The 20911-nt window shown below is 53.9% G+C and carries 22 protein-coding genes; 11 read left to right on the plus strand and 11 right to left on the minus strand.

From position 1 onward, the window contains the following. Positions 1–143 precede the first annotated feature (143 nt). The 3 genes from RRF56_RS19750 to rsmH form a co-directional block, all read right to left on the minus strand. On the minus strand, positions 144–353 hold the full coding sequence (locus tag RRF56_RS19750) for a hypothetical protein (protein ID WP_317034869.1): 210 nt from the start codon (positions 351–353) through the stop codon (positions 144–146). A gap of 168 nt (positions 354–521) precedes the next feature. Beyond that, positions 522–710: a hypothetical protein gene (locus RRF56_RS19755; RefSeq protein WP_317034870.1), complete on the minus strand. Its 189-nt coding sequence runs from the start codon at positions 708–710 to the stop codon at positions 522–524. Positions 711–976: 266 nt separating this feature from the next. After that, entirely contained in the window at positions 977–1840 is an 864-nt protein-coding gene (rsmH, locus tag RRF56_RS19760) for a 16S rRNA (cytosine(1402)-N(4))-methyltransferase RsmH (RefSeq protein ID WP_317034871.1), read from the minus strand. A 100-nt stretch (positions 1841–1940) separates the two neighbouring features. Between rsmH and RRF56_RS19765 the strand changes: the two genes are divergently transcribed. Both RRF56_RS19765 and RRF56_RS19770 read left to right on the plus strand, forming a co-directional pair. Beyond that, positions 1941–3125, plus strand: a complete 1185-nt coding sequence (locus RRF56_RS19765) for an NAD(P)H-quinone oxidoreductase subunit H (protein ID WP_317034872.1) — start codon at positions 1941–1943, stop codon at positions 3123–3125. A gap of 134 nt (positions 3126–3259) precedes the next feature. Continuing rightward, positions 3260–4003: a glycoside hydrolase family protein gene (locus RRF56_RS19770; RefSeq protein WP_317034873.1), complete on the plus strand. Its 744-nt coding sequence runs from the start codon at positions 3260–3262 to the stop codon at positions 4001–4003. A 240-nt stretch (positions 4004–4243) separates the two neighbouring features. Here the strand turns inward: RRF56_RS19770 and RRF56_RS19775 are convergent, their stop codons facing one another. Next, the gene (locus RRF56_RS19775; RefSeq protein ID WP_317034874.1) at positions 4244–4576 is read right to left on the minus strand and encodes a hypothetical protein; all 333 of its coding nucleotides are present in this window, start codon (positions 4574–4576) and stop codon (positions 4244–4246) included. 300 nt (positions 4577–4876) lie between these two features. Between RRF56_RS19775 and RRF56_RS19780 the strand changes: the two genes are divergently transcribed. Both RRF56_RS19780 and RRF56_RS19785 read left to right on the plus strand, forming a co-directional pair. After that, positions 4877–5863, plus strand: coding sequence for a hypothetical protein (locus RRF56_RS19780; RefSeq protein WP_317034875.1), 987 nt, complete (start codon positions 4877–4879; stop codon positions 5861–5863). Between the two features lie 40 nt (positions 5864–5903). Beyond that, positions 5904–6623 carry a hypothetical protein gene (locus RRF56_RS19785; protein WP_317034876.1) on the plus strand — a complete coding sequence of 240 codons (720 nt, stop codon included), beginning with the start codon at positions 5904–5906 and terminating at the stop codon, positions 6621–6623. Positions 6624–6657: 34 nt separating this feature from the next. On the opposite strand, the gene RRF56_RS19790 is transcribed toward RRF56_RS19785, so the two are convergent. Further along, positions 6658–7230 carry an REP-associated tyrosine transposase gene (locus tag RRF56_RS19790; protein ID WP_317034877.1) on the minus strand — a complete coding sequence of 191 codons (573 nt, stop codon included), beginning with the start codon at positions 7228–7230 and terminating at the stop codon, positions 6658–6660. Between the two features lie 256 nt (positions 7231–7486). Between RRF56_RS19790 and RRF56_RS19795 the strand changes: the two genes are divergently transcribed. The 3 genes from RRF56_RS19795 (at position 7487) to RRF56_RS19805 (ending at position 10595) form a co-directional block, all read left to right on the plus strand. Continuing rightward, a complete protein-coding gene (locus tag RRF56_RS19795) occupies positions 7487–8476 on the plus strand; it encodes an IS110 family transposase (protein WP_317034878.1) in 990 nt (329 codons plus the stop codon). Between the two features lie 174 nt (positions 8477–8650). Continuing rightward, a complete protein-coding gene (locus RRF56_RS19800; RefSeq protein ID WP_317034879.1) occupies positions 8651–9136 on the plus strand; it encodes a TM2 domain-containing protein in 486 nt (161 codons plus the stop codon). Between the two features lie 484 nt (positions 9137–9620). After that, complete coding sequence (locus RRF56_RS19805; RefSeq protein WP_317033747.1) at positions 9621–10595, plus strand: IS110 family transposase; 975 nt, start codon at positions 9621–9623, stop codon at positions 10593–10595. A gap of 170 nt (positions 10596–10765) precedes the next feature. Here RRF56_RS19805 and RRF56_RS19810 read toward each other — a convergent pair whose 3' ends face one another. Beyond that, a complete protein-coding gene (locus RRF56_RS19810) occupies positions 10766–11638 on the minus strand; it encodes an MBL fold metallo-hydrolase (protein WP_317034880.1) in 873 nt (290 codons plus the stop codon). A 119-nt stretch (positions 11639–11757) separates the two neighbouring features. After that, positions 11758–12147: a hypothetical protein gene (locus RRF56_RS19815; RefSeq protein WP_317034881.1), complete on the minus strand. Its 390-nt coding sequence runs from the start codon at positions 12145–12147 to the stop codon at positions 11758–11760. A gap of 496 nt (positions 12148–12643) precedes the next feature. On the opposite strand from RRF56_RS19815, the gene RRF56_RS19820 reads away from it, so the two are divergent. After that, positions 12644–15259 carry a M1 family metallopeptidase gene (locus tag RRF56_RS19820; RefSeq protein ID WP_317034882.1) on the plus strand — a complete coding sequence of 872 codons (2616 nt, stop codon included), beginning with the start codon at positions 12644–12646 and terminating at the stop codon, positions 15257–15259. A gap of 246 nt (positions 15260–15505) precedes the next feature. Here RRF56_RS19820 and RRF56_RS19825 read toward each other — a convergent pair whose 3' ends face one another. From RRF56_RS19825 to RRF56_RS19835, 3 genes are all read right to left on the minus strand, one after another. Then, positions 15506–16039 carry a DUF421 domain-containing protein gene (locus tag RRF56_RS19825; RefSeq protein WP_317034883.1) on the minus strand — a complete coding sequence of 178 codons (534 nt, stop codon included), beginning with the start codon at positions 16037–16039 and terminating at the stop codon, positions 15506–15508. Between the two features lie 74 nt (positions 16040–16113). Then, entirely contained in the window at positions 16114–16314 is a 201-nt protein-coding gene (locus RRF56_RS19830; RefSeq protein ID WP_317034884.1) for a hypothetical protein, read from the minus strand. A 7-nt stretch (positions 16315–16321) separates the two neighbouring features. Beyond that, positions 16322–16804, minus strand: coding sequence for an ion channel (locus RRF56_RS19835; RefSeq protein WP_317034885.1), 483 nt, complete (start codon positions 16802–16804; stop codon positions 16322–16324). A 582-nt stretch (positions 16805–17386) separates the two neighbouring features. Between RRF56_RS19835 and RRF56_RS19840 the strand changes: the two genes are divergently transcribed. Further along, positions 17387–18922 carry a phosphomannomutase/phosphoglucomutase gene (locus tag RRF56_RS19840; protein WP_317034886.1) on the plus strand — a complete coding sequence of 512 codons (1536 nt, stop codon included), beginning with the start codon at positions 17387–17389 and terminating at the stop codon, positions 18920–18922. 4 nt (positions 18923–18926) lie between these two features. Then, positions 18927–20018: an AI-2E family transporter gene (locus tag RRF56_RS19845; protein ID WP_317034887.1), complete on the plus strand. Its 1092-nt coding sequence runs from the start codon at positions 18927–18929 to the stop codon at positions 20016–20018. Here the strand turns inward: RRF56_RS19845 and RRF56_RS19850 are convergent. Further along, entirely contained in the window at positions 20005–20334 is a 330-nt protein-coding gene (locus RRF56_RS19850) for a metalloregulator ArsR/SmtB family transcription factor (RefSeq protein WP_317034888.1), read from the minus strand. The two genes, RRF56_RS19845 and RRF56_RS19850, sit on opposite strands and share 14 nt — an antisense overlap. A gap of 88 nt (positions 20335–20422) precedes the next feature. On the opposite strand from RRF56_RS19850, the gene trxA reads away from it, so the two are divergent. Beyond that, the gene (gene trxA / locus RRF56_RS19855) at positions 20423–20749 is read left to right on the plus strand and encodes a thioredoxin (protein ID WP_317034889.1); all 327 of its coding nucleotides are present in this window, start codon (positions 20423–20425) and stop codon (positions 20747–20749) included. Positions 20750–20911: the final 162 nt, after the last annotated feature.

The raw sequence follows: 20911 nt of genomic DNA on the forward strand, positions 1-20911 counted from the left end.
ATCCCGCCGAGGCTAATCGCATAGCAGGATGAGCTTGACAAAGAAGATAATCGCTACAGCGGCTACTAATGGTGGGCAGTGCCCACCCTACAGAGGCTACAGTCGCTGGCTTGCAGCTGGTGTCTTCTTTTCTGGCAACCGTTTTAGTACTGGTACTGTGCTTCAGATCGGGTGTAATCGCGTAGGGGAATAGCGCGATTGAGGGCCATATTTTTGGCAAATCTAAACAGGCTGTCATAGTTGCGCTGTCTGCAGACCAATCGCCCATCGCCAAAATATTGATTGCCATCATCGCGTAGCTCAATGGCGAAATCAGACACGTACACAGAGAAAATTCGGGTTGCAGCGTTCATGGTAGATAGCGACCTTTCGTAAGAATTATTGGGTGTAGTGAAAATTCCTCACACGCAGATTCAACCCAGAGATAAAGCCCAGATTGCGCTGGCGTAGCTCTATCGGTGGTCAGAATCTAGGGCTTAGTGGCCCTGCCTGGTAATACTGAGAAAAGGGGGGACTGAGACCTAACAAGCCGCTTTGATATTGGCCGGATCTACGTAGTAGCAAGCTGCGCTATCTAAACAGATGTGCGCCCAGCCTGTCTCGCTGACCTCAACTAGCTCATAGGTTGTTTCTTGCACAAAAAAGCCACGATGATCGCGGGTTCCAGGCAGTACCGAAAAACAGTAGCTGTTGTCAGTTTGGGTGTTCATGGTGGTTTCTTATAAAGAATTTGATGGTGCAGGAAGCTCTCCCCACTTCTCAATCTTATGTGAAGGGAATATGAGGAGGGTCTATTTTTTGCGAATTAATTTTAATCTTTACTTTAAAGTTCGGTAATGTTGTTGCAAATACGGTTTTCTAAAACTCTTCATAAACAAGTGTTAAGGGCTGGATTTTTGTTGTGATGATAACTCCGATCGTCTCGATAAGGGCTTAGAATGCTTTGTTTTTCGTCCTTAGGGCTGTCTTTGAGGGGCTACAGGCGTTCTGCAACGCGCAGCTTGGCGGAGCGAGCGCGAGGGTTTTGGTCGATTTCGTCCTCGGTGGCGATGACCGGTTTCTTGGTGATCACTTTGAGGTCGGGAGAGTCTTTTAGGCTGTGCTTCACCAGGCGATCTTCTAGGCTGTGGAAGCTGATGATCGCCAGCCGCCCACTGGGGGCGAGCCAGGTGGGGGCGAGCTTGAGCAGGGTCTCGAGCACGTCTAGCTCGCGGTTGACGGCAATTCTTAAGGCCTGAAAGGTGCGGGTGGCGGGGTGAATGCGGCCATAGCGATAGCTGCGGGGCACCGAATGGAAGATGGCTTCGGCTAAATCGGTGGTGGTTTGCCAAGGGCGCTGATCGACAATTTTGCGGGCGATGCGGCGAGAAAGCCGTTCTTCGCCGTAGGTGTAGATCAGGTTGGCTAGCTCAGTCTCATCCCAGTGGTTGACAATGTCGGCGGCAGTGAGGTCTTGGCGCGGATCCATACGCATGTCGAGGGGAGCGCTCTGGCGAAAGCTAAAGCCGCGATCGCCGACATCGAGCTGCACCGAACTCACCCCAAGGTCAGCCAAGATGCCATTGAACGGGGGCCCCGGTGGTTTCAGATTGGCAAAGTTGCCGTGCCAGGTGGTGACTCTGTCGCCAAACTCGGCCAGGTTGGCCCGGGTGGCGGCGATCGCCGCTGCATCTTGATCGACCGCCACCAGGTTCACCGTGGGGTCGGCCTCTAAAATGAGCCGACTGTGGCCGCCGCCCCCCGCTGTGGCGTCTAAATAGCGGCCACCGGGCTGAATGCTGAGTCCTGCGATGACCGCCTCAGGCAGCACCGGCACATGATGAAACTCTGGCTCTGCCATTGGCAATCTCAATCCCTGCTTCGTATCGCCAACTTAGTCGATACCCATTAAGATACTCAAAGATACAGCAGAACCAGATTTTGACGATTGGGTAGCCCCTATGTCGATTATTGAAACTAAGACAGAACCCATGGTGCTCAACATGGGGCCTCACCACCCCTCCATGCACGGGGTGCTGCGGTTAATTGTCACCCTCGACGGCGAAGATGTACTCGACTGCGAGCCGGTGATTGGCTACCTGCACCGGGGCATGGAAAAAATTGCTGAAAACCGCACCAACGTCATGTTTGTGCCCTACGTCAGCCGTTGGGACTATGCGGCGGGCATGTTCAACGAAGCCATTACGGTCAACGCCCCTGAGAAACTGGCCGACATCGAGGTGCCCAAGCGGGCCAGCTACATCCGCGTCATCATGCTGGAGCTAAACCGCATCGCCAACCACCTACTGTGGCTAGGCCCCTTCTTGGCCGACGTCGGTGCCCAAACCCCCTTCTTCTACATTTTCCGCGAGCGGGAGATGATCTACGACCTGTGGGAAGCCGCTACGGGCTATCGCATGGTCAACAACAACTATTTCCGCATTGGTGGAGTTGCCGCCGACCTGCCCTACGGCTGGCTCGACAAGTGCCTCGATTTCTGCGATTACTTTTTGCCCAAGGTCGATGAGTACGAAAAACTGATCACCAATAACCCCATCTTTCGCCGTCGGATCGAAGGGATAGGCACCATCTCCCGCGATGAGGCGATCGCCTGGGGGCTGTCTGGCCCCATGCTGCGCGGCTCCGGCGTCAAGTGGGACCTGCGCAAGGTTGACCACTACGAGTGCTACGACGACTTTGACTGGGATGTGCAGTACGAAACCGCTGGCGATTGTATGGCCCGGTATCAGGTGCGCATTCGCGAAATGCGTGAGTCTGTCAAAATTCTGCGACAGGCCTGCGCCCAAATTCCGGGTGGCCCCTTTGAAAACCTGGAGGCCAAACGCATGGCCGAAGGCCCCAAGTCGGAGTGGAACAGCTTTGACTACCAGTTCATCGGCAAAAAGATTGCTCCGACCTTCAAAATTCCGGCTGGCGAACACTATGTGCGCTTAGAAAGCGGTAAAGGTGAACTGGGCGTGTTCATTATGGGCAATGACACCGTCTTCCCCTGGCGCTTTAAGGTTCGCGCCGCCGATTTTGTCAACCTGCAAATTTTGCCCCACCTGCTCAAGGGGGTCAAAGTGGCCGACATTATGGCCATTCTGGGCAGCATTGACATCATCATGGGGTCGGTCGATCGCTAGGGGCGACACCCCGGCCCAGATTGAGGGGCCAATGAACTACGATAGCTATGGCCTAGGTTTTGCTTTGGGCTAGGCGCTTTGCCCTAACCCTGAAGTCGCCTAGCCGCCACTTGTTCCTGTTAGACCTGTCACCTGTGACCTCACTGCCCTCTAGCACTGCCCGCAACCGTGCCCGCCAGCGCCAGATACAGCTGGCCAAGCGGCGGCGGGCGTTGGCCATCGTCATCCTGCTGCTCTTGGGGGTTGGGTTTGTTGGGGTGCGATCGGTGCCCATTCCTACTTCTCTGCGGCAGTTGCGAACCCTGCGGCAGCTGCAAAAAACTGTGTGGGTTAGCCACCCCGAGCCTCTTGCTATGTCGGGTGGTGACCCCTACGTGCGGGCGCTGATGCGCACCATTTCTGCCGCCGAGTCAAATATCAACCAGCCTTACCACGTGCTCTACGGCGGTGAGCTAGTTGCCAAGCTCAACCACCATCCCGATATTTGTATTGAGATTGTGGCGGGGCCAAACCAGGGCCGCTGCACCACGGCTGCCGGGCGCTACCAGTTTTTAACTACCACCTGGCAAGAAAAAGCCCGTCAATATCATCCCAAGTCGTCTAGCTGGTTTGGTGGCTGGGGCGACTACAGCTTTGACCCTGAGTCGCAAGATTTAGTGGTTTACTATTGGCTCAAAGATTCGTCAGCTTGGAACCTCGACATTCCTGCGGCCCTGCGCGATGGTCGTCTAGATGAGGTGCTAAAACGCCTTTCGGGCACCTGGACTAGTCTGGGCTATGGCATTGAATCAAATACTATGACGGCTCGGCTGCCCCGCATCTACGAGAATCTGCTTAGAGAAGAACTAGAGCTAGGGTCATCGGGCCAGCTGCCATAGGGCAGCTATGGGCCTAGATAGCTCCACCCTCTGGGTATAGAAATACCAGAGGGCGGAGTGACTCAACTTAGCCTTGCCACCGAAAACTACAAACAGGGCCTGAGCGATTCCGTAAAGAACCTGCTGTTTTTTAAAAGGTTTTTGGGAAATGGAGGTCAGGTGTCAGGTCTATGGCAGCTCTAACACCTGACACCTGACACACTGAACCTACTAACCCATCACCTTTGGCTTGGCAGATTCCTAAGCTAGATCGGCTTTGTTGAGGCGCTCTTCGCGAAGCTTGCGAAAATCGACTTTGTCGCGGTTTTCTTCGCGCAGCTGCTCAAAGTCTACGGCAGACTTCTCTAAATTTGCTTCGCGCAGCTGGCGGAAGTCGACTTTGTTGAGGCGCTCTTCGCGAAGCTTGCGAAAATCGACTTTGTCGCGGTTTTCTTCGCGCAGTTGCTCAAAGTCTACGGCAGACTTCTCTAGGTTGGCTTCGCGCAGATGGCGGAAGTTGGGGGCCGCTAAGGCTGGGGCGATGATGGTGGCGGCGATCGCAGTGGTCAGCATGAACAGGGCAGTGCGTTTCATAACAGTCAGCTCCTTTAGAACTCAGAGGATGTGTTGAATCAATCAACTTGAGTTCTATAGTGCTGGGGGTGGCTGAGAGCGGTCTGATGGCAGTCTGAAATCGCCTTAAGAGCTGTCTGAGAAATCTGAGAATCAGGTGAGGTAACGCGATCAGGCGAAGATTTGATTTAATCCGAAGGTTCTGCAACCGACTTTAACCACAGGGCTACGCTGCGTAAGCAGTACTCGTTCCAGTCAAGTAGGGTGGGCACTGCCCACCACCCCATTTATTCACCCACCACCCACCCCTCCCCCTCAAACTTGTCGGCTCCTGCAAAGATAGGTCTGCGGTTGACGCCAAGCAGGGTGGGCACTGCCCACCACCCCATCAATGCCACGAATGCAGGCGCGTCGATAATCGGGTGTTTGGGGGTGAGGGAAGATGCTCTAGGTAGTGTTCTCGATGGGTTGGTGATGACAGGGCTGGCAGTGCCCACACTACAATTACTTATCGTTTTAGCAAGACATAGGCCTTTCGCTACTTTCTTACTATTTGCCGACAAGAAAGGTCATCATTATGTTAATGGGATGCTAATCCCAATGATTTTACCAGACTCAATGTACAGTACTTATAGAAATTATTTGAACGTTATGAAGACATCTTTTACTGCCGCAGCATCGATGCCAACTACAACTACAACTACAACGATACCAACAGTACCACAGCAGCAATTAGCAACGTCACCATCACTTTTAGATGGGCTACTGGTATACGCTCCACTACTTGCCGTATTGGGCCTTGGTTCTATCATTGCTGCACTTATCACAAGAAATAGTCAATGGCAAATATATCGCGACAGCAAGGAGCGAGAAAAAGAGAGCAAAAGCATTGAGCAAACTATTGAAGATACAAATAAGCTTGCGGAACACTGGCAGAATTACCTTGCAAATAATAGCAGTTTGCTGTATTTAGAAAAAGACACTAAATATTATGAATTAATTCAAGAATTTTCTTCATCGAAAAAAGATGAATTATCAAGAAAATTGATTGAGTACAAGAAGAAATTAAATCACTTTAGCAAATTTGAATTCCCAAAGATGAGAACTGAGTCCAAGAAAGCGGTAAAGCGTGATCTGAAGATGTTCAAGGACATAATTCAACCGCCTGCTGATCCCTCTCTAGAAAGTCTATTATGTTCCGATTACATAAGGGCTTCTCAAGATGATATCAGGGAAGAACTAGAAAGGCCTCTGCGTGACTTCCTGGCAGAAGAAGTAGCTAAACTTAAAATTAGGAACCATGAATAGAGAAAAACTAATGACAATTTCAATATTTTAGAGATTTTTAATGAAAGAAAACCAAGCGTTCATTGCTCAGTCATCAACACCAACACCGTCACCGCTGCCGACACCAAGTCAGACACGTCAGCCATTTGATCCAGGTGCCGTAATGATCTGGGCAGCCTTAATAACTGCTGGCCTCTCGTCAATAGCGACGATGATTAGTCTTATTGGCAACCGTAGGCTTATGACTCGGATCGAAGAAGAAAGAAGAGAACATGACTTAAAATTAGCGAACATTCAACAGAAACATGAAATACAGATAGAGAATGCTCGGCTCAGACCAGAACGTCGCCTTCAATTCATAGGCTACTGGAGAAAACGACTACGCAACGATACATTGACTTACAAAGATATTTTCAAAGATAAGGCATATAAAACTTTGGAAGGCTTTATTTCGTTGAAGGTTTTGCAGTTAATTCAACAAGAGCTAGATGAAAAGGAAGCCTTGAGTAACCGTCTCAGTTTTGAAGAGGCAGCTTTCAACGCACATAGTATATTTTGGGATGATGAGGACTACGCCAGTGGTGAAAATCTGGCTTACGAAAGCCACTATGATGCTTGCTATGCCAATCTTCAACCTGAAGAATATGATGCAGTTAAAAGAGGGTTCGAAAATGACAGAAGGCAGATTGAGCAGTTTGACTTACACCTGTCAAAATTCATCAAGGAACACCTTGAGGAAGAATTGCGAAGGTTAGAAAGGGAAGAATGGGAACTGTTATAGGAAGCTGTAGGGTGGGCGCTGCCCACCACCCAACCTATTCAACCGCCATCAACCCCTCCCCCTCAAATTTAAACGCAGCCTCATTCCCCTCGCACTGGCATCCCCAATCCTCTCTGTAAAACCCATCCCTGACAAACCGCTGAAAACTCGAAAACTCCCACTGATGGGGGCACTTTACCAACCCATGCTTCACCGGGTTGTAATGCAAATAATTGATGTGCCCCACCCAATCAGCCTCATCGCGAATGGTGTGCTCCCAAAAGCGTCGTTGCCATACGTCGCTTTCCCGTTGCCGTTGCCGAGAAATACAAACATCCTGCGGTAGCGCACAGCTTCCCTTCAGCGATCGCGTAAACAACACCTTTAGCCGCCCTACTCGCTTTGAGTAATCATCATCGCCCTGGGGCAAGGTCCACACAAAATGAATGTGGTCGGGAAGCACAACGGCGGCTGTAATATCGAAGGGCATTTCAGCTTTAACAGCGGCGGCTGCCTGGCGCAGGCGTTTTACGTTGTCGGCTTCTGCAAAAACTGGTCTGCGGTTGAAGGTGACCAGGGTTAGAAAGATTGCCCCGCCGGGAATGTAGGCGCGTCGATAATCAGGCATTTAAGGCGTAGGGGAAGATACTTTAAGGTAGTGTTCCCGATGGGTTGGTGAAGCTGGGTGGGAAGGTGGGCAGTGCCCACCCTTGTATCTTAAAAAGTGTGGCAGACCGTCCCACCCTAGGTTAAGCAAACCGCGTGTAGCTTGGGTCGCCGCACCTTTAAGGATAAAACTCGAAAAATCGCCAGGAGCTTGTGACTCCGTATCGAGCAAGGACGAGTTTAGCTCAGAAGGTTACTGATTCAAGGTGGAAATGACTATGAACGACATACTAGAGGATCGGCAATGGATTGGCATTGATGTCTCGAAGCGGTGCTTGGATGTCTACATCCGTCCGTTGGGCCGTACCCTTCAAGTGGCTAACAGTGAGCTGGGCCTCGTCGAGCTGCACCAACACCTCGACGGCTTAGTCATTGGGTTAATCGTGCTCGAAGCTACGGGCGGCTACCAGACCCTAGCGGCGCGAACGCTGATGGAGCAAGGTTATCCAACGGTAGTGGTGAATCCGCGTCAAGTGCGCGACTTTGCTAAAGCGACGGGACGCTTGGCGAAAACAGACAAAATTGATGCTGAGGTACTGGCGCATTTTGCCGATGCTATTCGCCCAGAGGTGCGGGCGATGGTTAGTGAGGACGGTCAGATGCTCCAGGGCTTGGTCACTCGACGTCAGCAACTCGTCGAGATGCGCAGTGCCGAAAAGACCCGCCAGCGCACCGCATGGCCCACCGTCCAGGCAAACATTGAGACCCACATCGAGTGGTTAGACGAGCAGATCAAAGCTCTCGATGCCGACATTGAGGCGTTGATTCAACAGAGTGACCAGTGGCAACGCACCCGTGACCTGCTGACCAGCGTCCCTGGCCTAGGGCCTGCCACCATTGGAGTGCTGGTGTCGCAGTTACCCGAACTGGGACGACTTTCCGCTAAGCCGTTAGCCAGCCTCTGCGGCCTCGCGCCGATGAATCGCGATAGTGGCCAGATGCGCGGCAAACGGCAAATTGTCGGGGGTCGCGCGGCGGTACGCACCGCGCTGTATATGGCGACCCTGGTCGCCACCCAGCATAATCCGGTCATTCGGGAGTTCTACCAGCACTTACTCCAACGGGGTAAGCCCAAGAAGGTCGCCTTGATTGCCTCGATGCGCAAGCTGCTTACCATCCTCAATGCCATGGTGGCCCATGACACTCTCTGGCAAGCCCCAGCTTGCTCATTGCCGCCAGCCGCCACCCCTGTAGTAGCTACTACATAGTAGGATCAGCTTGACAAACAAGATAATCGCTACGGTGCTCAATCGTCGTTATTACGGGTCGGTTACAGGGGCAGCACGCCAAAAAAACGGCTGTCTATAAATGGGCTCTAGGTGACGGCTGCGAGCCAATCTCAGGTTTGTTGCCCCCACAATTAGTCTTTTTAGAGACACACCATGGCACGAGCAAAGACTGAAACAGCCTACCTGCTGTGGGCACTGTGTTTATTTGGTATCTGCGGGCTACACCGATTCTATGCTGGGCAGATTGTGTGGGGAATCATCTACCTGTGCACCTTTGGCTTGTTTGGCATGGGCCAGCTCATCGATCTAGTGCTGGTGCCCGGTATGGTCAAAACCCGCAACGATCAACTGCGGCGAAAGTACTTGGCTGAGTGGGGCGAAGATGGCCTGGCGATGCCGATAGAGCGAAATTTGGTCACGGTCCAGGCGATCGCGCAACCCAAAGAAGACCCAATGCAGCTGCTGCTGAAAGCAGCCCACGCCAACGGGGGCAAGCTCTCTAAGGCCCAGGTGGCAATGCACACGGGGCTAAACCCAGAGCGGGTAGAGGCCTTAATTCAAGCGGCTTTGCACAACGGCTATGCCGATGTCATTAACGATCCAGACTCTGGAGCAGTGCGCTACGTCTTCGATCTGTAGAGACGGCGATCGCAGCGAGTAGGGTGGGCACTGCCCACCAATCCATTTATTCACCCATCACCAACCCCTCCCCTCAAACTCAAGGGCATTTCAGCTTTAACAGCAGCTGCGGTCTGGCGCAGGCGTTTTACGTTATCGGCTTCTGCAAAGATGGGTCTGCGGTTGAAGGTGACCAGGGTGAGAAAGATTGCCCCGCCGGGAGTATAGGCGCGTCGATAATCGGGTATTTAGGGGTGAGGGAAGATACTCTAAGGTAGTGTTCCCGATGGGTTGGTGATAGCGGGGTGGGAAGGTGGGCAGTGCCCACCCTTGTATCTTTAGAGGTGTGTGGCAGACCGTCCCACCCTAGGTTGTCCAAAACCGAACGTAGCATGGGTCGCTGCACACCTCTGAAGTTAACTCGCAAAATCGCCAGGAGCTTAGACTCCGTATCGAGCAAGGACGAGTGATGTCAGATTAACCTCCTACACGGGTGGATACAACCATGACTGAACTATCACAAGCGCATCAATGGGTTGGCATTGACGTATCCAAGCGCACCTTAGATGTGTACGTCCGTCCACTTGGATTAAGCGTTCAGGTGGCCAACAGTGACTCTGGTTTAAGAGAGTTGCTACAGGCGTTAACGGCGTTTCGTCGCGAGACGAGTCTGATTGTGCTGGAAGCGACCGGGGGCTATCAAGCCCTGGCGGCGCGAACGTTGATGGCGGAGGGCTGGCCCGCCGTTGTGGTGAATCCACGTCAAGTGCGTGATTTTGCCCGGGCCACGGGGCGCATGGCTAAAACAGACAAAATTGATGCCGAGGTGTTGGCTCACTTTGCCGATGCCATCCGTCCAGAGGTACGGGCGATGGCGAGTGAGGCCAGTCAACACCTTCAAGACCTCGTCACGCGACGGCAGCAACTCGTCGAGATGATGAGTGCCGAAAAAGCCCGGCAACGCTCAGCACGAGCCAGGACGGGTCAGAGCATTGAGCAGCATATTGACTGGCTCAAGCAACAGATCCAAGACCTCGATACCCAGATTGAGCAGCTCATCGCCCAGAGCGATCAGTGGCAGCGCACCCGCGAGATCCTCACCAGTGTGCCGGGTATTGGGGCTGTGACGACGGGGCTCCTCTTGGCCTCACTCCCCGAGTTAGGACAGATCTCAGCGAAGCGCCTAGCCAGCTTGTGTGGCCTCGCCCCGTTCAACCGCGATAGCGGCCAGATGCGGGGTAAGCGGATGATTAGCGGCGGTCGAGCCACCGTGCGCACAGGCCTCTACATGGCCGCGTTAGTCGCCACTCGCCATAATCCGGTCATTCGCGATTACTACCAGCGCCTGCTGCAGCGGGGAAAACTCAAAAAGGTTGCCCTGGTGGCCTGCATGCACAAACTGGTGATTATTCTCAATGCCATGGTAGAACATGACACCCTCTGGCAGGCTCCGGCTTGCTCCCTGCCCGCCGCCACATAAGGAACAGCAAGACTCTGTCTGATGCAGGCAGGGCTCCTGGCTTGATTTCCGCTGCCATCCCGCCGAGGCTAATCGCATAGCAGGATGAGCTTGACAAAGAAGATAATCGCTACGGTGCTCTAGAGATAGAAAAAACGGTCAGATCCTGCTTCCATAGTGCCATTCCAGCTCTACTGCGCCTTCATCCAATCGAGGCACTTTTGCATCTGCTGGCGCATGGTGGCGGCGTCGGCGTGGTGGCGGCGACCGTGGCCGGGCAGCACCCACTCAAAGTCGTAGGCAGCGAGTTTTTCCATGGATTCGACTTGCTGAGGCCAGGAATACCAACAGTGGCGGCGAAAGGCGTAGAGCTGATGGAGCCGCACTGACCAGGCCAGGTGATCGCCCGTAAACAGGACGCGGTTGTCGTAGAGCAGAACCGTGTGGCCCTTGGTATGCCCCGGCACCGAAATGATGGTGAGGTCGGGCGCGAGGTCAACCGGGTCGGTGCCTTGAATCTGAATCTCTACGGATGCAGTGCCAGAGCTGATGTCGTCGGCGTGGAGAATGCGATCGCACCCAAACCGCTCATGAAACTGCTGGTGATCGGCCACGTCATCCTGGTGGGTGAGATACAGGTAGTGCACGCCGCCCAGCGCTTCGAGCTGCTTCACCAAGGGCGCGGCAAAGCGGGGCGAATCGACCAGCACGTTGCCCTCGGGTCGCTGAATAAAGTAGCTGGCCGCCCCGAACGACTTTTCGGAGTGATAGCCGCAGTGGTAAACGTTCTCAGTGATGGGGATCGGAAAACTGGCCTGGGCCGCCTTCATATCCTTAGGCGGCTCCACGATACCAATGGAAGCGGTGGGGCAGGCCAGCATCGCTTGCAGCGCGGCCAGCCGTTCGGCCTCTGTCTCAGGCTGATGGAAGACCGCCGACTGCTCATCGTCGCGGCTAAAGATGTCGGGAGCCATCCAGCGGCAGGTGTCGCAGTCAATGCAGGAGCTATCGACGTAGATATCGCCGTCTACATTTTGGGGTCGGCGGGCGGTGAGGTGAGCCATAGCTATTACCCATTCGTTAGGTTGAGTCTATCGCTGGAGATGAACGATTCGCGGAGCATTCGAGTAGTTGTAGGTGGGCACTGCCCACCATTGATGGAGACTGTTTTCCAGAAGTTGCCTTAACCTCGGCCAAAGATCCGCTTTAGCGGATTTGAGGCAATTTGCCCCAGCGGGGTGCGACTGCGCTGAGCCGCTTGCACCGGGTTCTCAGCGGTGAGAATATCAACGGCGCGATCGTACTGTTTGTCGCTGGCAGATTGACTAGTGCTAGACGCAAAGGTGGCAGCCGGTGCGTCGGTCTGGGTATCCGATAGAGCGGTTTGGTAGGCCTGATTTAAGTTTGGCAGGCTAGCCGCGATCGCAGGCAGTTCCAAAATACGAGCTTCTAGATTTTGACCAATGGCGTGCAGCTGTTTTTGCAGGGCCTCTGGCAAGGCGGTGTCTTGCTGACCCAGGGCGGTGATAAAGGCCGACAGTGTTTTTTCTTGTTGGGGGTTTAAAGTAGGCATGATTATTTAGGATGTAAACAGTACTGCAAGGGGTGCGATCGCAGGGTGCTTGTAGAGCAGCCTGACGCACTAAAGCCAACCCCGATGCCGCCTTAGGCTATTGCTAAAACATAGCTTCAGCGCTGCTTAGATCGAGGTTTTCGATTTAGGTTTTACCCGTTGAGGCTTGCTCTTTGATAGTAAGAAACTTTGCCAGCGATGATGGCGGTTCATAACATAAATCCGACTTTGGGCAGAGTCGGCTTCTGCGCCAGATACAGGTTCGACCTAGGGCCTTGTAGTGCAATGCCCCTACCAGAGAATTTTGCCGGTCAAGGGTCTCAACTCACGCAACGGCCTTCGCTTAAGCAATGTCACTCTGACTACGCACTAGGGAAATGTCGGAGTAGGATGGCTCTATGCCAGTCAGAGTAGACTGTTTAGCCTAGGGTGGTACAGCCTATTGGTCTTGCCCCTAGCTTGGAGCGATCACATCACATAAAGGTTCACTGTTCCCATGCCCAACGCCCACCGCGCTTTTCAAGGTTTGCAGGACGACAACAACGGCCACAAGTCGTTTGAAATGCCGGGGGCCAAACCCCACTACAACCCCGATCGCCCCGGTCAGGTCGAGCACATTGCCCTAGACTTGAGCCTAGACTTAGACGCCAAAACCTGTGAAGGCACCTGTGAAATCCGCATTAACCCGGTGCGCGACGGCGTTGACAGCCTAATGCTGGATGCAGTCAACCAGCAAATCGAGTCGGTTAAGGTGGGTAGCGCCAAGCAAGACTTTGACTACGATGGCGAGCGGCTTCACATTCGCCTGAAAGAGCCTACGGTAGCCGGGGAGAGCTTTACGGTGGCGATCGCCTATCGCCTGATCCAGCCCGAGCGCGGCATCTATTTCATCGGCCCCGACCAGCACTACCCCGACAAACCCGTGCAGGTGTGGACCCAGGGCGAAGACGAAGACTCCCGCTTCTGGTTTCCCTGCTTCGACTATCCGGGTATGCTTTCCACCTCAGAAATTAAGGTGCGGGTGCCCGCCCAGTATCAGGTCGTCTCCAACGGCGAACTGGTAGACACCCAGGCAGACGACGATTACAAGGTCTACCACTGGCACCAAACCCAGGTACACCCCACCTACCTGATGGCGATCGCCGTGGGCGAGTTCGACGTCATCCAAGACCAGTGGCAAGACATCCCCATCACCTACTACGTCGAAAAAGGCCGCAAAGACCAGGGCCAGATCACCATGGGCAAAACGCCACGCATGGTGGAATTTCTTAGCGAGAAGTACGGCTATAAATACGCCTTTCCTAAGTACGCTCAGGTCTGTGCCGCCGACTTTATCTTTGGCGGCATGGAAAATACCTCGGTGACGATTCTCACCGATCGCTGCCTGCTGGATGAACGGGCGGCGATCGACAATCGTGGCTCCGAAGCCCTCGTCGTCCACGAACTGGCCCACCAGTGGTTTGGCGACCTGCTGGTGATCAACCACTGGAGCCACGCCTGGGTAAAAGAGGGCATGGCCACCTACTCCGAAGTGATGTGGACCGACCAGGAGTACGGCGCAGACGAGGCCGCCTACTACCGCTTGGGCGAGGCCCGCAGCTATCTGAGCGAAGACAAGAGCCGCTACCGCCGCCCCATGGTCACTCACGTCTACCGCGAGGCGATCGAGCTGTACGATCGCCACATCTACGAAAAAGGGGCCTGCGTCTACCACATGATTCGCGCCGAACTGGGCGACGACTTGTTTTGGAAGGCGATTCACACCTTTGTGCAAGACAACGCCCACCAGACCGTCGAAACCATTGACCTGCTGCGGGCGATCGACAAAGCCACCGGCCGCAACCTGCGGCCCCTGTTTGACCAGTACGTGCTGCGCGGCGGCCACCCCGACTACAAAGTCGCCTATAGCTGGGATGGCGACAGCAACCTGGCCAAGATCACCGTCACCCAAACCCAGGCCAAAGACGGCGACACCAGCAGCACCAGCGGTCTGTTCGACCTAAAAATTCCCATCGGTTTTGGCTACCTAGGTTCAGAAAATGCTTCCCAGGCCGAGGTCAAACCTTTCACCGTGCGCATCCACGAGCGTGAGCAAGCGCTGTTTTTCCCCCTAGAGAAAAAGCCCGACTTCATCAGCTTCGACGTAGGCAACCACTTCCTAAAAACCGTCGAGCTAGAGTATCCGGTGGCCGAACTCAAGGCCCAGCTCAAGCACGACCCCGACCCGCTTTCGCGGATTGAAGCGGCGATCGCTTTGGCCAAGAAAGGCAACCTCGAAGCCGTCACCGCCCTCAGCGAAGCTCTGATCGACGAACCCTTCTGGGGGGTGCGGGTCGAAGTGGCTGAACAGTTGGCCTCGGTTAAGCTCGATCAAGCCGTAGAGGGGTTGCTCAACGGTCTCCAAGACCCGGAAGCTCGCGTCCGCCGCGCCGTGGTGGAATCCCTGGGCGACATTAAGACTGCTGAGAGCTATAAAGCGCTCAAGAGTATCGCTGAACAAGGCGACCCCAGCTACTACGTCGAAGCCGCCGCCATTCGCTCTTTGGGCAAAGTTGGAGTCGCCGACCTCAACGGCAAAACGAAAGAAAAGAAAACCCTGAAGCTGCTGGAGAGCATTCTCAAGGAACGCCAGGGCTGGAATGAGACGGTGAGATCGGGGGCGATCGCTGCCCTTAGCCAGTTCAAATCCTCCAAAGCCGCGCTCGATCTATTGTTTCAGTACACCGAACCCGGCACCCCTCAGGCTCTGCGTTTGGCGGCGATCCGTTCCCTGGGATCAATCTCCAAAGGTCAGAGCAAACCGAACGTAGAGCGAATTTTGGATCGGCTAGAGACCATCGCTAGCGAGCCCTTCTTCCTCACTCAGGTGTCGGCGGTGGCTGGCCTGAGCGGTATTGAGACCGGGCGGGCGATCGGTATTTTGCAATCGCTGGCGGAGCATACCCCCGATGGCCGCGTGCGCCGCCGTGCCCAAGAGGCCGTGCAGCAGGTACAAAAGGCGATCGGCAAAGACAAAGCGGTGGAAAAACTGCGTCAGGAGCTAGACGATCTGAAGAAATCTAACCAGGAACTCAAGAGCCGCCTCGAAACCCTGGAGGCGAAAGCAAAATAGGCCAGATTATTCAACGGACTCATTGCCGAGACTAATCTACCTCACCCTGGAGGCACTCCTTCAAGACTCCTGGTATAAATATGTCTCGGCTGAATTACCCTCGTAGATCCCCCCCATTCCCTACCCTGCGGGAAGCCGCAAGCGTTTATGAAAAGGGGGCATTGGATTCTGATCATGGGAAAACTTCCCCCTTTTCTCCAGGGAAGCTTGATTAAGCAAATCCGATCGGTCGAACTTAGGTGATATCTAAATTTCAGGAATGTTATTTAGTACAGGAGAAATAGGTGTTTCTTCACTGGTTTCTTTTTTGACGATAGCGATCGTTCCGGCAGACTCCATTACAATGGCTTCGACATGTTCTAAAGCACCAATTTTATTTTCACGCACGACTGCCAATAACTGCGATTGTGTTACCCGTTGTTCTTTCATAGCTTTGCGTAAAAACTGCCCTCGAAAGTAAAGTAATGAGGGATCTGCTGTAATTAATTTATCAAATTTGGATGACCGGACAATGAACCAAGAAACCAAATATTGCAAGAAAATTAGTGTAAAAAAGGCTGTGACACTTTCAGCCAATGATACGCCTTTTGCGGTAATTAATCGCCCAAAGGTAGAGCCGATCGCGATCGTAATCACAAAGTCAAAGGCATTCAACTGAGCTAATGTGCGCTTGCCTGATATCCGCAGCAAAATCAGCAAGCTAAAATAGGCTAAGGTGCCAATCACAACTATGCGAACTAGGGGCTCAATTCCCCCATAAAAGAAGACAACGTCATCCATGGTCAGTAGCGCTACTTTATTAATATGGCTGAATTGTGGAAATTGTGGAGTAGATCTCTAAAGACTGGCAAAGCCTAGACTGTGCTGTGGGGCCATTTAAAGCTGTTGTGTTCCACCATCCCTAAGAGCAACTTGCGACGATGGGTGAGGTCATTGAGCGATCGCGCAAACTCTTCATCACTAACCACTGGAATTCCAGCTTGGCGCAGAGATAAAAGATCAGGAGCGGGCGGTACATGATCGGCAGGATAAATAGAAGCAGATTCTAGCGTCATGAGGTAGCTATGGACCGTTGATCGCGCAGATTTTAGTAAGGCAGGAGCCGGACGATAGGGCTCTTGCAGCCCATATTTTAAAGTAAGTCACAATCTCCCAACCTCCACGACTGGGATACATATCGCCATTACCCACTGTTGAAATGGTGTAGGCAACAAAATAGATCCGATCAATTAGAGTGGTTGGCTGTGGTTCTGGTGTACGGTCATAAACCAGCGATGTTGGATCAGCACTGAACATGAGTAACCATCCCATCCAAAGCAAACCTATCCAGGTAAGCACCGTTACTGTTTGGGTCAACGGCCCTGCTAAGCTGAGCCAATAATTGCGCTTGGTGCGGACCAAATTTCTCATCACCCACCAAATCCCATTAGTAATTTGACCAGTCACTGGACCTGCACCGCCATCTACCCATAGGGCTGTCCACAGCGCATCAAGAAGTGACAACAGTCCTAAGATCAGCCCGAGAATAAACAGTGGAACGTTCACCGCAACCCTGTGAATAACTTAATATATGTGCGCTTGCATCTTTGCCTGTAGAGTAATTTGCCGAATCTAGCTAAAGGCATAAACTTGAAACGTCCGAGCCTTTGGATGTACTAATTTCATGATTCATGGTGCTAGATGCAGCGGAGATTTTTGGCTTAAGGAGATTTCCAGAAAAGAAGATCCCTGCTTTACTCCGCGACTGTAGCCACCGTAGGGTGGGCACTGTCCACCACAAGGGAGAAAGTTTTCCAGATGTCGCATATGTCGAACTAAAAAGCTCCAAGCCACGTTGGCGATTGCCGCTATTTATTGGGCTTGCACCAAGATAAATTAACTAATTCTCTTAAGGGTTTTTCTGAAAATGCCGTTTATTTGGTGTTGCTGAATTGAATCACAAATTTGGGTAAGGACAAACGGTCGTTTGCTCCTGCGCTTGATCGTTATATAGTGGCTTCTCAGGTAGGCCTTGCCCCAAAAATCTAGCGACTGATATCTCTAAGTGCAAAAAAGCTGAAGAAATCGGCAGAAACCGGGGGCTGCTTCTATGGTGAAGGGGACAACAGCAGGAGCGATCGCACCCCCATGCCCCTATCCACCACCATCAACTGGGCCACACTACAAAACGGCTCTGACATTCGCGGCGTTGCCCTCGCGGGTGTCCCTGGCGAACCGGTCAACCTCACCCCGGCGGTGGTCACTACTTTGGGCCAAGCCTTTGCCACCTGGCTATCCGCAGAGTTGGGTCTGCCCACGACTGAGTTGACCATTGCGATCGGGCGCGACAGTCGCCTCTCTGGACCGGAGCTGATGGGAGCGGCGATCGCCGGCATGACCTCCCTGGGCTGTCGGGTGTTAGATGTGGCCATGGCCTCGACCCCGGCCATGTTTATGAGCACGGTGCTGCCCGAGTTTGCCTGCCACGGCGCGATTATGATGACCGCCAGCCACCTGCCCTTCAACCGTAACGGGCTGAAGTTTTTTACCCGCCAGGGCGGCCTCGGCAAAGCGGACATATCGCGCATTCTAGAATTGGCAGAGCAGGGCAGTTTTGCCCCTGCGACAGCCCCCGGCTCAGTAGAAAGCCGCGATTTAATCGGGGCCTACGCCGCTGGTCTGGTGCAGCAGATTCGCCAGTCGGTCAACCACCCCGAGAATTTTGACCAACCCTTGCAAGGGCTCAACATTATTGTCGATGCGGGCAACGGTGCGGGCGGCTTTTTCGCTGCTCAGGTGCTTGAACCGCTGGGGGCCGACACCACCGGCAGCCAGTTTCTCGACCCCGATGGCACCTTCCCCAACCACGTACCCAACCCCGAAAATGAGGCGGCGATGGCCTCGATCTGCCAGGCCGTAGTTGCCCAGGGGGCTGACTTTGGCCTGATTTTCGACACCGATGTCGATCGCAGCGCCGCAGTCGATGCCGACGGGCGCGAACTCAACCGCAACCGCCTGATCGCGCTGATTGCTGCGATCGTGCTGCACGAGCACCCTGGCACCACCATCGTCACCGACTCCACCACCTCCGACGGGCTGACTCAGTTTATTGAAGGCGACCTGGGGGGCATTCACCATCGCTTTCGGCGGGGCTACAAAAATGTGATTAACGAAGCCATTCGGCTCAATGAAGCGGGGCAGCCCAGCTGGCTTGCGATCGAAGCCTCGGGCCACGGGGCGATGAAAGAAAACTACTTTTTAGACGACGGGGCCTACCTCGCTAGCAAGCTGTTGGTCGAACTGGCCAAAACTCGCCTGAGCGGCCAGCGGCTTACCAATCTGCTTGCCCCCCTGCAAGACCCCCACGACAGCCAGGAGTATCGACTGAAGATTTTGGCCCCCGAGGCCCAGGTCTACGGTGCTGAAGTGATGACCCAGATGAAAGACTTTGTCGCCACTCAGGCCGATTGGGCGATCGTGCCCAACACCTACGAAGGGGTGCGCGTGGCCTGTCAGTCGCCCGCCGAGAACGGCTGGTTTATGGTGCGGATGTCGCTGCACGACCCGGTGTTACCCCTAAATATAGAGTCAACTGTGCCGGGAGGTGTGGCTAAAATAGCTGAACGTCTTCAGACCTTTTTCTCGTCCCTGGCTGAGTTAGATATTACGGCGTTAGAACAGTAAACCCATGGCCTATTTATCTCAGCTGCCCAAGTGGGCGATCGCAGCCCTAGCCTTTCCGCTCATCTGTCTCAATGGCTGGCTACTCTATCGCCTGGGGGGAGTATTACAACCCATTCCCAGTATTGTGATCACCGCCAGCCTGATCGCCTTTCTACTCGACTACCCAATCGACTGGTTAGAGAACCGTGGCCTGGCTCGTGGCCTAGCGGTGGCCCTGGTGGTGCTGTTAGCCGTTGTAGGCACTACTATTTTGGTCGTCTTTTTGGGGCCGCAGGTGTGGCAGCAGCTCAACGACCTGGCCGAACGGCTGCCAGGATGGATCGATCGAGCCAAAACCCAGCTGCTACTGCTTGAAGAGCGGACATTCTTTCAAACTCTGCCTGTCAACCTCGATCAGCTCACAGTACAAGCGGCCAACCAACTCACCAACGCGCTACAAGCCACCACCAGTCAGGCGATTAGCGTTACCCTTAGCACCCTCGACAGCGTTCTCAACCTGCTGATCACCGTTGTCTTGGCCATTCTGCTGGTGATCAACGGCGATTCGCTCTGGGAAGGTCTGCTCAGCTGGTTTTCGGCCCCCTGGCAAGCGCAAATTCGCAACGCACTGCGGCCCAGCTTTCAGGGCTATTTCTCGGGGCAGGCTACCCTGGCGTTGATTTTGGCAGTGGCCCAGTCAACGGCTCTAATTTTGCTTAAGGTGCCCTTTGGCCTGCTGTTTGGCTTAGTCATTGGCCTGGTTAGCATCGTTCCCTTTGGGGGTACGGCAGCGGTGGTGGGGGTGAGCACGCTGCTGGCCTTTCAAGATGTTTGGCTAGGCCTCAAGGTACTGGGTGTAGCGGTCGTGCTAGGGCAAATTAACGACAATTTAGTCGCCCCGCGTTTGATGGGGGGCATTACCGGGCTCAACCCGGCGGTGATCATCGTAGCGCTGCTGACCGGGGCAAAGTTTGCTGGGTTTCTGGGGTTGTTGCTGGCCGTACCGACCGCCAGTTTTATTAAAAAAATTGTCGATGCGGTACGTGATCCAGCCCGCGAACCGGAGATAGAGACCATTCCGAGCAAGAGCAGTGTTCTGGAGCCTAAGACGCTTTAGAGACCCCTAATTTTGCCTGAGCCGCCTTCAAAATGCTGTCGAGCAGGCCAGGAAACGCCGCCTCTAGATCGTCACGGCGCAGAGAGTTCATGTGCTGGGTGCCCTGTTTGCGGCAGTGCAGCACCCCGGCTTCACGCAAAATTTTGAAGTGGTGGGAAAGCGTAGACTTCGCTACCCCCAAGTCGAGATCCGAGCAAGACAGTTCGTCGTTGCTGGCTAGCCGCTGCACAATTTCGAGCCGCACCGGGTCGCCCAGGGCGTACAAAACCCCTTCTAGGGCGATGTCTTGAGGGTTGGGATGGTGAATGGGTCGCATAGTTGCATTATGCCACGGTAGACGCTATAGTTTGATTGTTCGAATTTTTCGAATAATTGAAATTCGCCCAATCGGCGGAGGTGTTCTAATGTCCGCAGTCGCAAGTATTACCCAAGAAACGTTTCAGGCAGAAGTCCTGCAAAGTGACGTGCCCGTGCTGGTCGATTTTTGGGCACCGTGGTGCGGCCCCTGCCGCATGGTGGCCCGCGTGGTCGATGAGGTGGCCCAGCAGTACGATGGGCAGCTCAAGGTGGTTAAGGTCAACACCGACGAGCAGCCCGGTATCGCCTCTCACTACGGCATTCGCAGCATTCCCACGCTGATGGTGTTTATGAATGGCGAAAAAATGGAGCAGGTAGTGGGGGCTGTGTCTAAGGCCACGCTTTCTAGCGCCGTTGAGCCGTTTCTGAGCTAACCGTAGGGGCAAACGGTTGTTTGCCCCTACCCAACTGACGCCGTTATTTAGATTGTTTTTGGCTTTGATTCTTTAGAGGGCAAATGCCATCTGCCCCTACGGGGTCTATGTTGTGGGGCCGCTGTCCCGTTGCGGCGATTCTCTAGAGGGCGAATGCCATTC

Origin of the sequence: Nodosilinea sp. E11 (assembly GCF_032813545.1) — a bacterium.
GTDB lineage: Bacteria > Cyanobacteriota > Cyanobacteriia > Phormidesmidales > Phormidesmidaceae > Nodosilinea.

Coding starts and splice junctions, on each gene's coding strand:
- RRF56_RS19750 (WP_317034869.1), bottom strand. CDS start 353: ATGAACGCTGCAACCCGAATTTTCTCTGTGTACGTGTCTGATTTCGCC.
- RRF56_RS19755 (WP_317034870.1), bottom strand. CDS start 710: ATGAACACCCAAACTGACAACAGCTACTGTTTTTCGGTACTGCCTGGA.
- rsmH (WP_317034871.1), bottom strand. CDS start 1,840: ATGGCAGAGCCAGAGTTTCATCATGTGCCGGTGCTGCCTGAGGCGGTC.
- RRF56_RS19765 (WP_317034872.1), top strand. CDS start 1,941: ATGTCGATTATTGAAACTAAGACAGAACCCATGGTGCTCAACATGGGG.
- RRF56_RS19775 (WP_317034874.1), bottom strand. CDS start 4,576: ATGAAACGCACTGCCCTGTTCATGCTGACCACTGCGATCGCCGCCACC.
- RRF56_RS19785 (WP_317034876.1), top strand. CDS start 5,904: ATGAAAGAAAACCAAGCGTTCATTGCTCAGTCATCAACACCAACACCG.
- RRF56_RS19790 (WP_317034877.1), bottom strand. CDS start 7,230: ATGCCTGATTATCGACGCGCCTACATTCCCGGCGGGGCAATCTTTCTA.
- RRF56_RS19795 (WP_317034878.1), top strand. CDS start 7,487: ATGAACGACATACTAGAGGATCGGCAATGGATTGGCATTGATGTCTCG.
- RRF56_RS19800 (WP_317034879.1), top strand. CDS start 8,651: ATGGCACGAGCAAAGACTGAAACAGCCTACCTGCTGTGGGCACTGTGT.
- RRF56_RS19805 (WP_317033747.1), top strand. CDS start 9,621: ATGACTGAACTATCACAAGCGCATCAATGGGTTGGCATTGACGTATCC.
- RRF56_RS19810 (WP_317034880.1), bottom strand. CDS start 11,638: ATGGCTCACCTCACCGCCCGCCGACCCCAAAATGTAGACGGCGATATC.
- RRF56_RS19815 (WP_317034881.1), bottom strand. CDS start 12,147: ATGCCTACTTTAAACCCCCAACAAGAAAAAACACTGTCGGCCTTTATC.
- RRF56_RS19820 (WP_317034882.1), top strand. CDS start 12,644: ATGCCCAACGCCCACCGCGCTTTTCAAGGTTTGCAGGACGACAACAAC.
- RRF56_RS19825 (WP_317034883.1), bottom strand. CDS start 16,039: ATGGATGACGTTGTCTTCTTTTATGGGGGAATTGAGCCCCTAGTTCGC.
- RRF56_RS19830 (WP_317034884.1), bottom strand. CDS start 16,314: ATGACGCTAGAATCTGCTTCTATTTATCCTGCCGATCATGTACCGCCC.
- RRF56_RS19840 (WP_317034886.1), top strand. CDS start 17,387: ATGCCCCTATCCACCACCATCAACTGGGCCACACTACAAAACGGCTCT.
- RRF56_RS19845 (WP_317034887.1), top strand. CDS start 18,927: ATGGCCTATTTATCTCAGCTGCCCAAGTGGGCGATCGCAGCCCTAGCC.
- RRF56_RS19850 (WP_317034888.1), bottom strand. CDS start 20,334: ATGCGACCCATTCACCATCCCAACCCTCAAGACATCGCCCTAGAAGGG.
- trxA (WP_317034889.1), top strand. CDS start 20,423: ATGTCCGCAGTCGCAAGTATTACCCAAGAAACGTTTCAGGCAGAAGTC.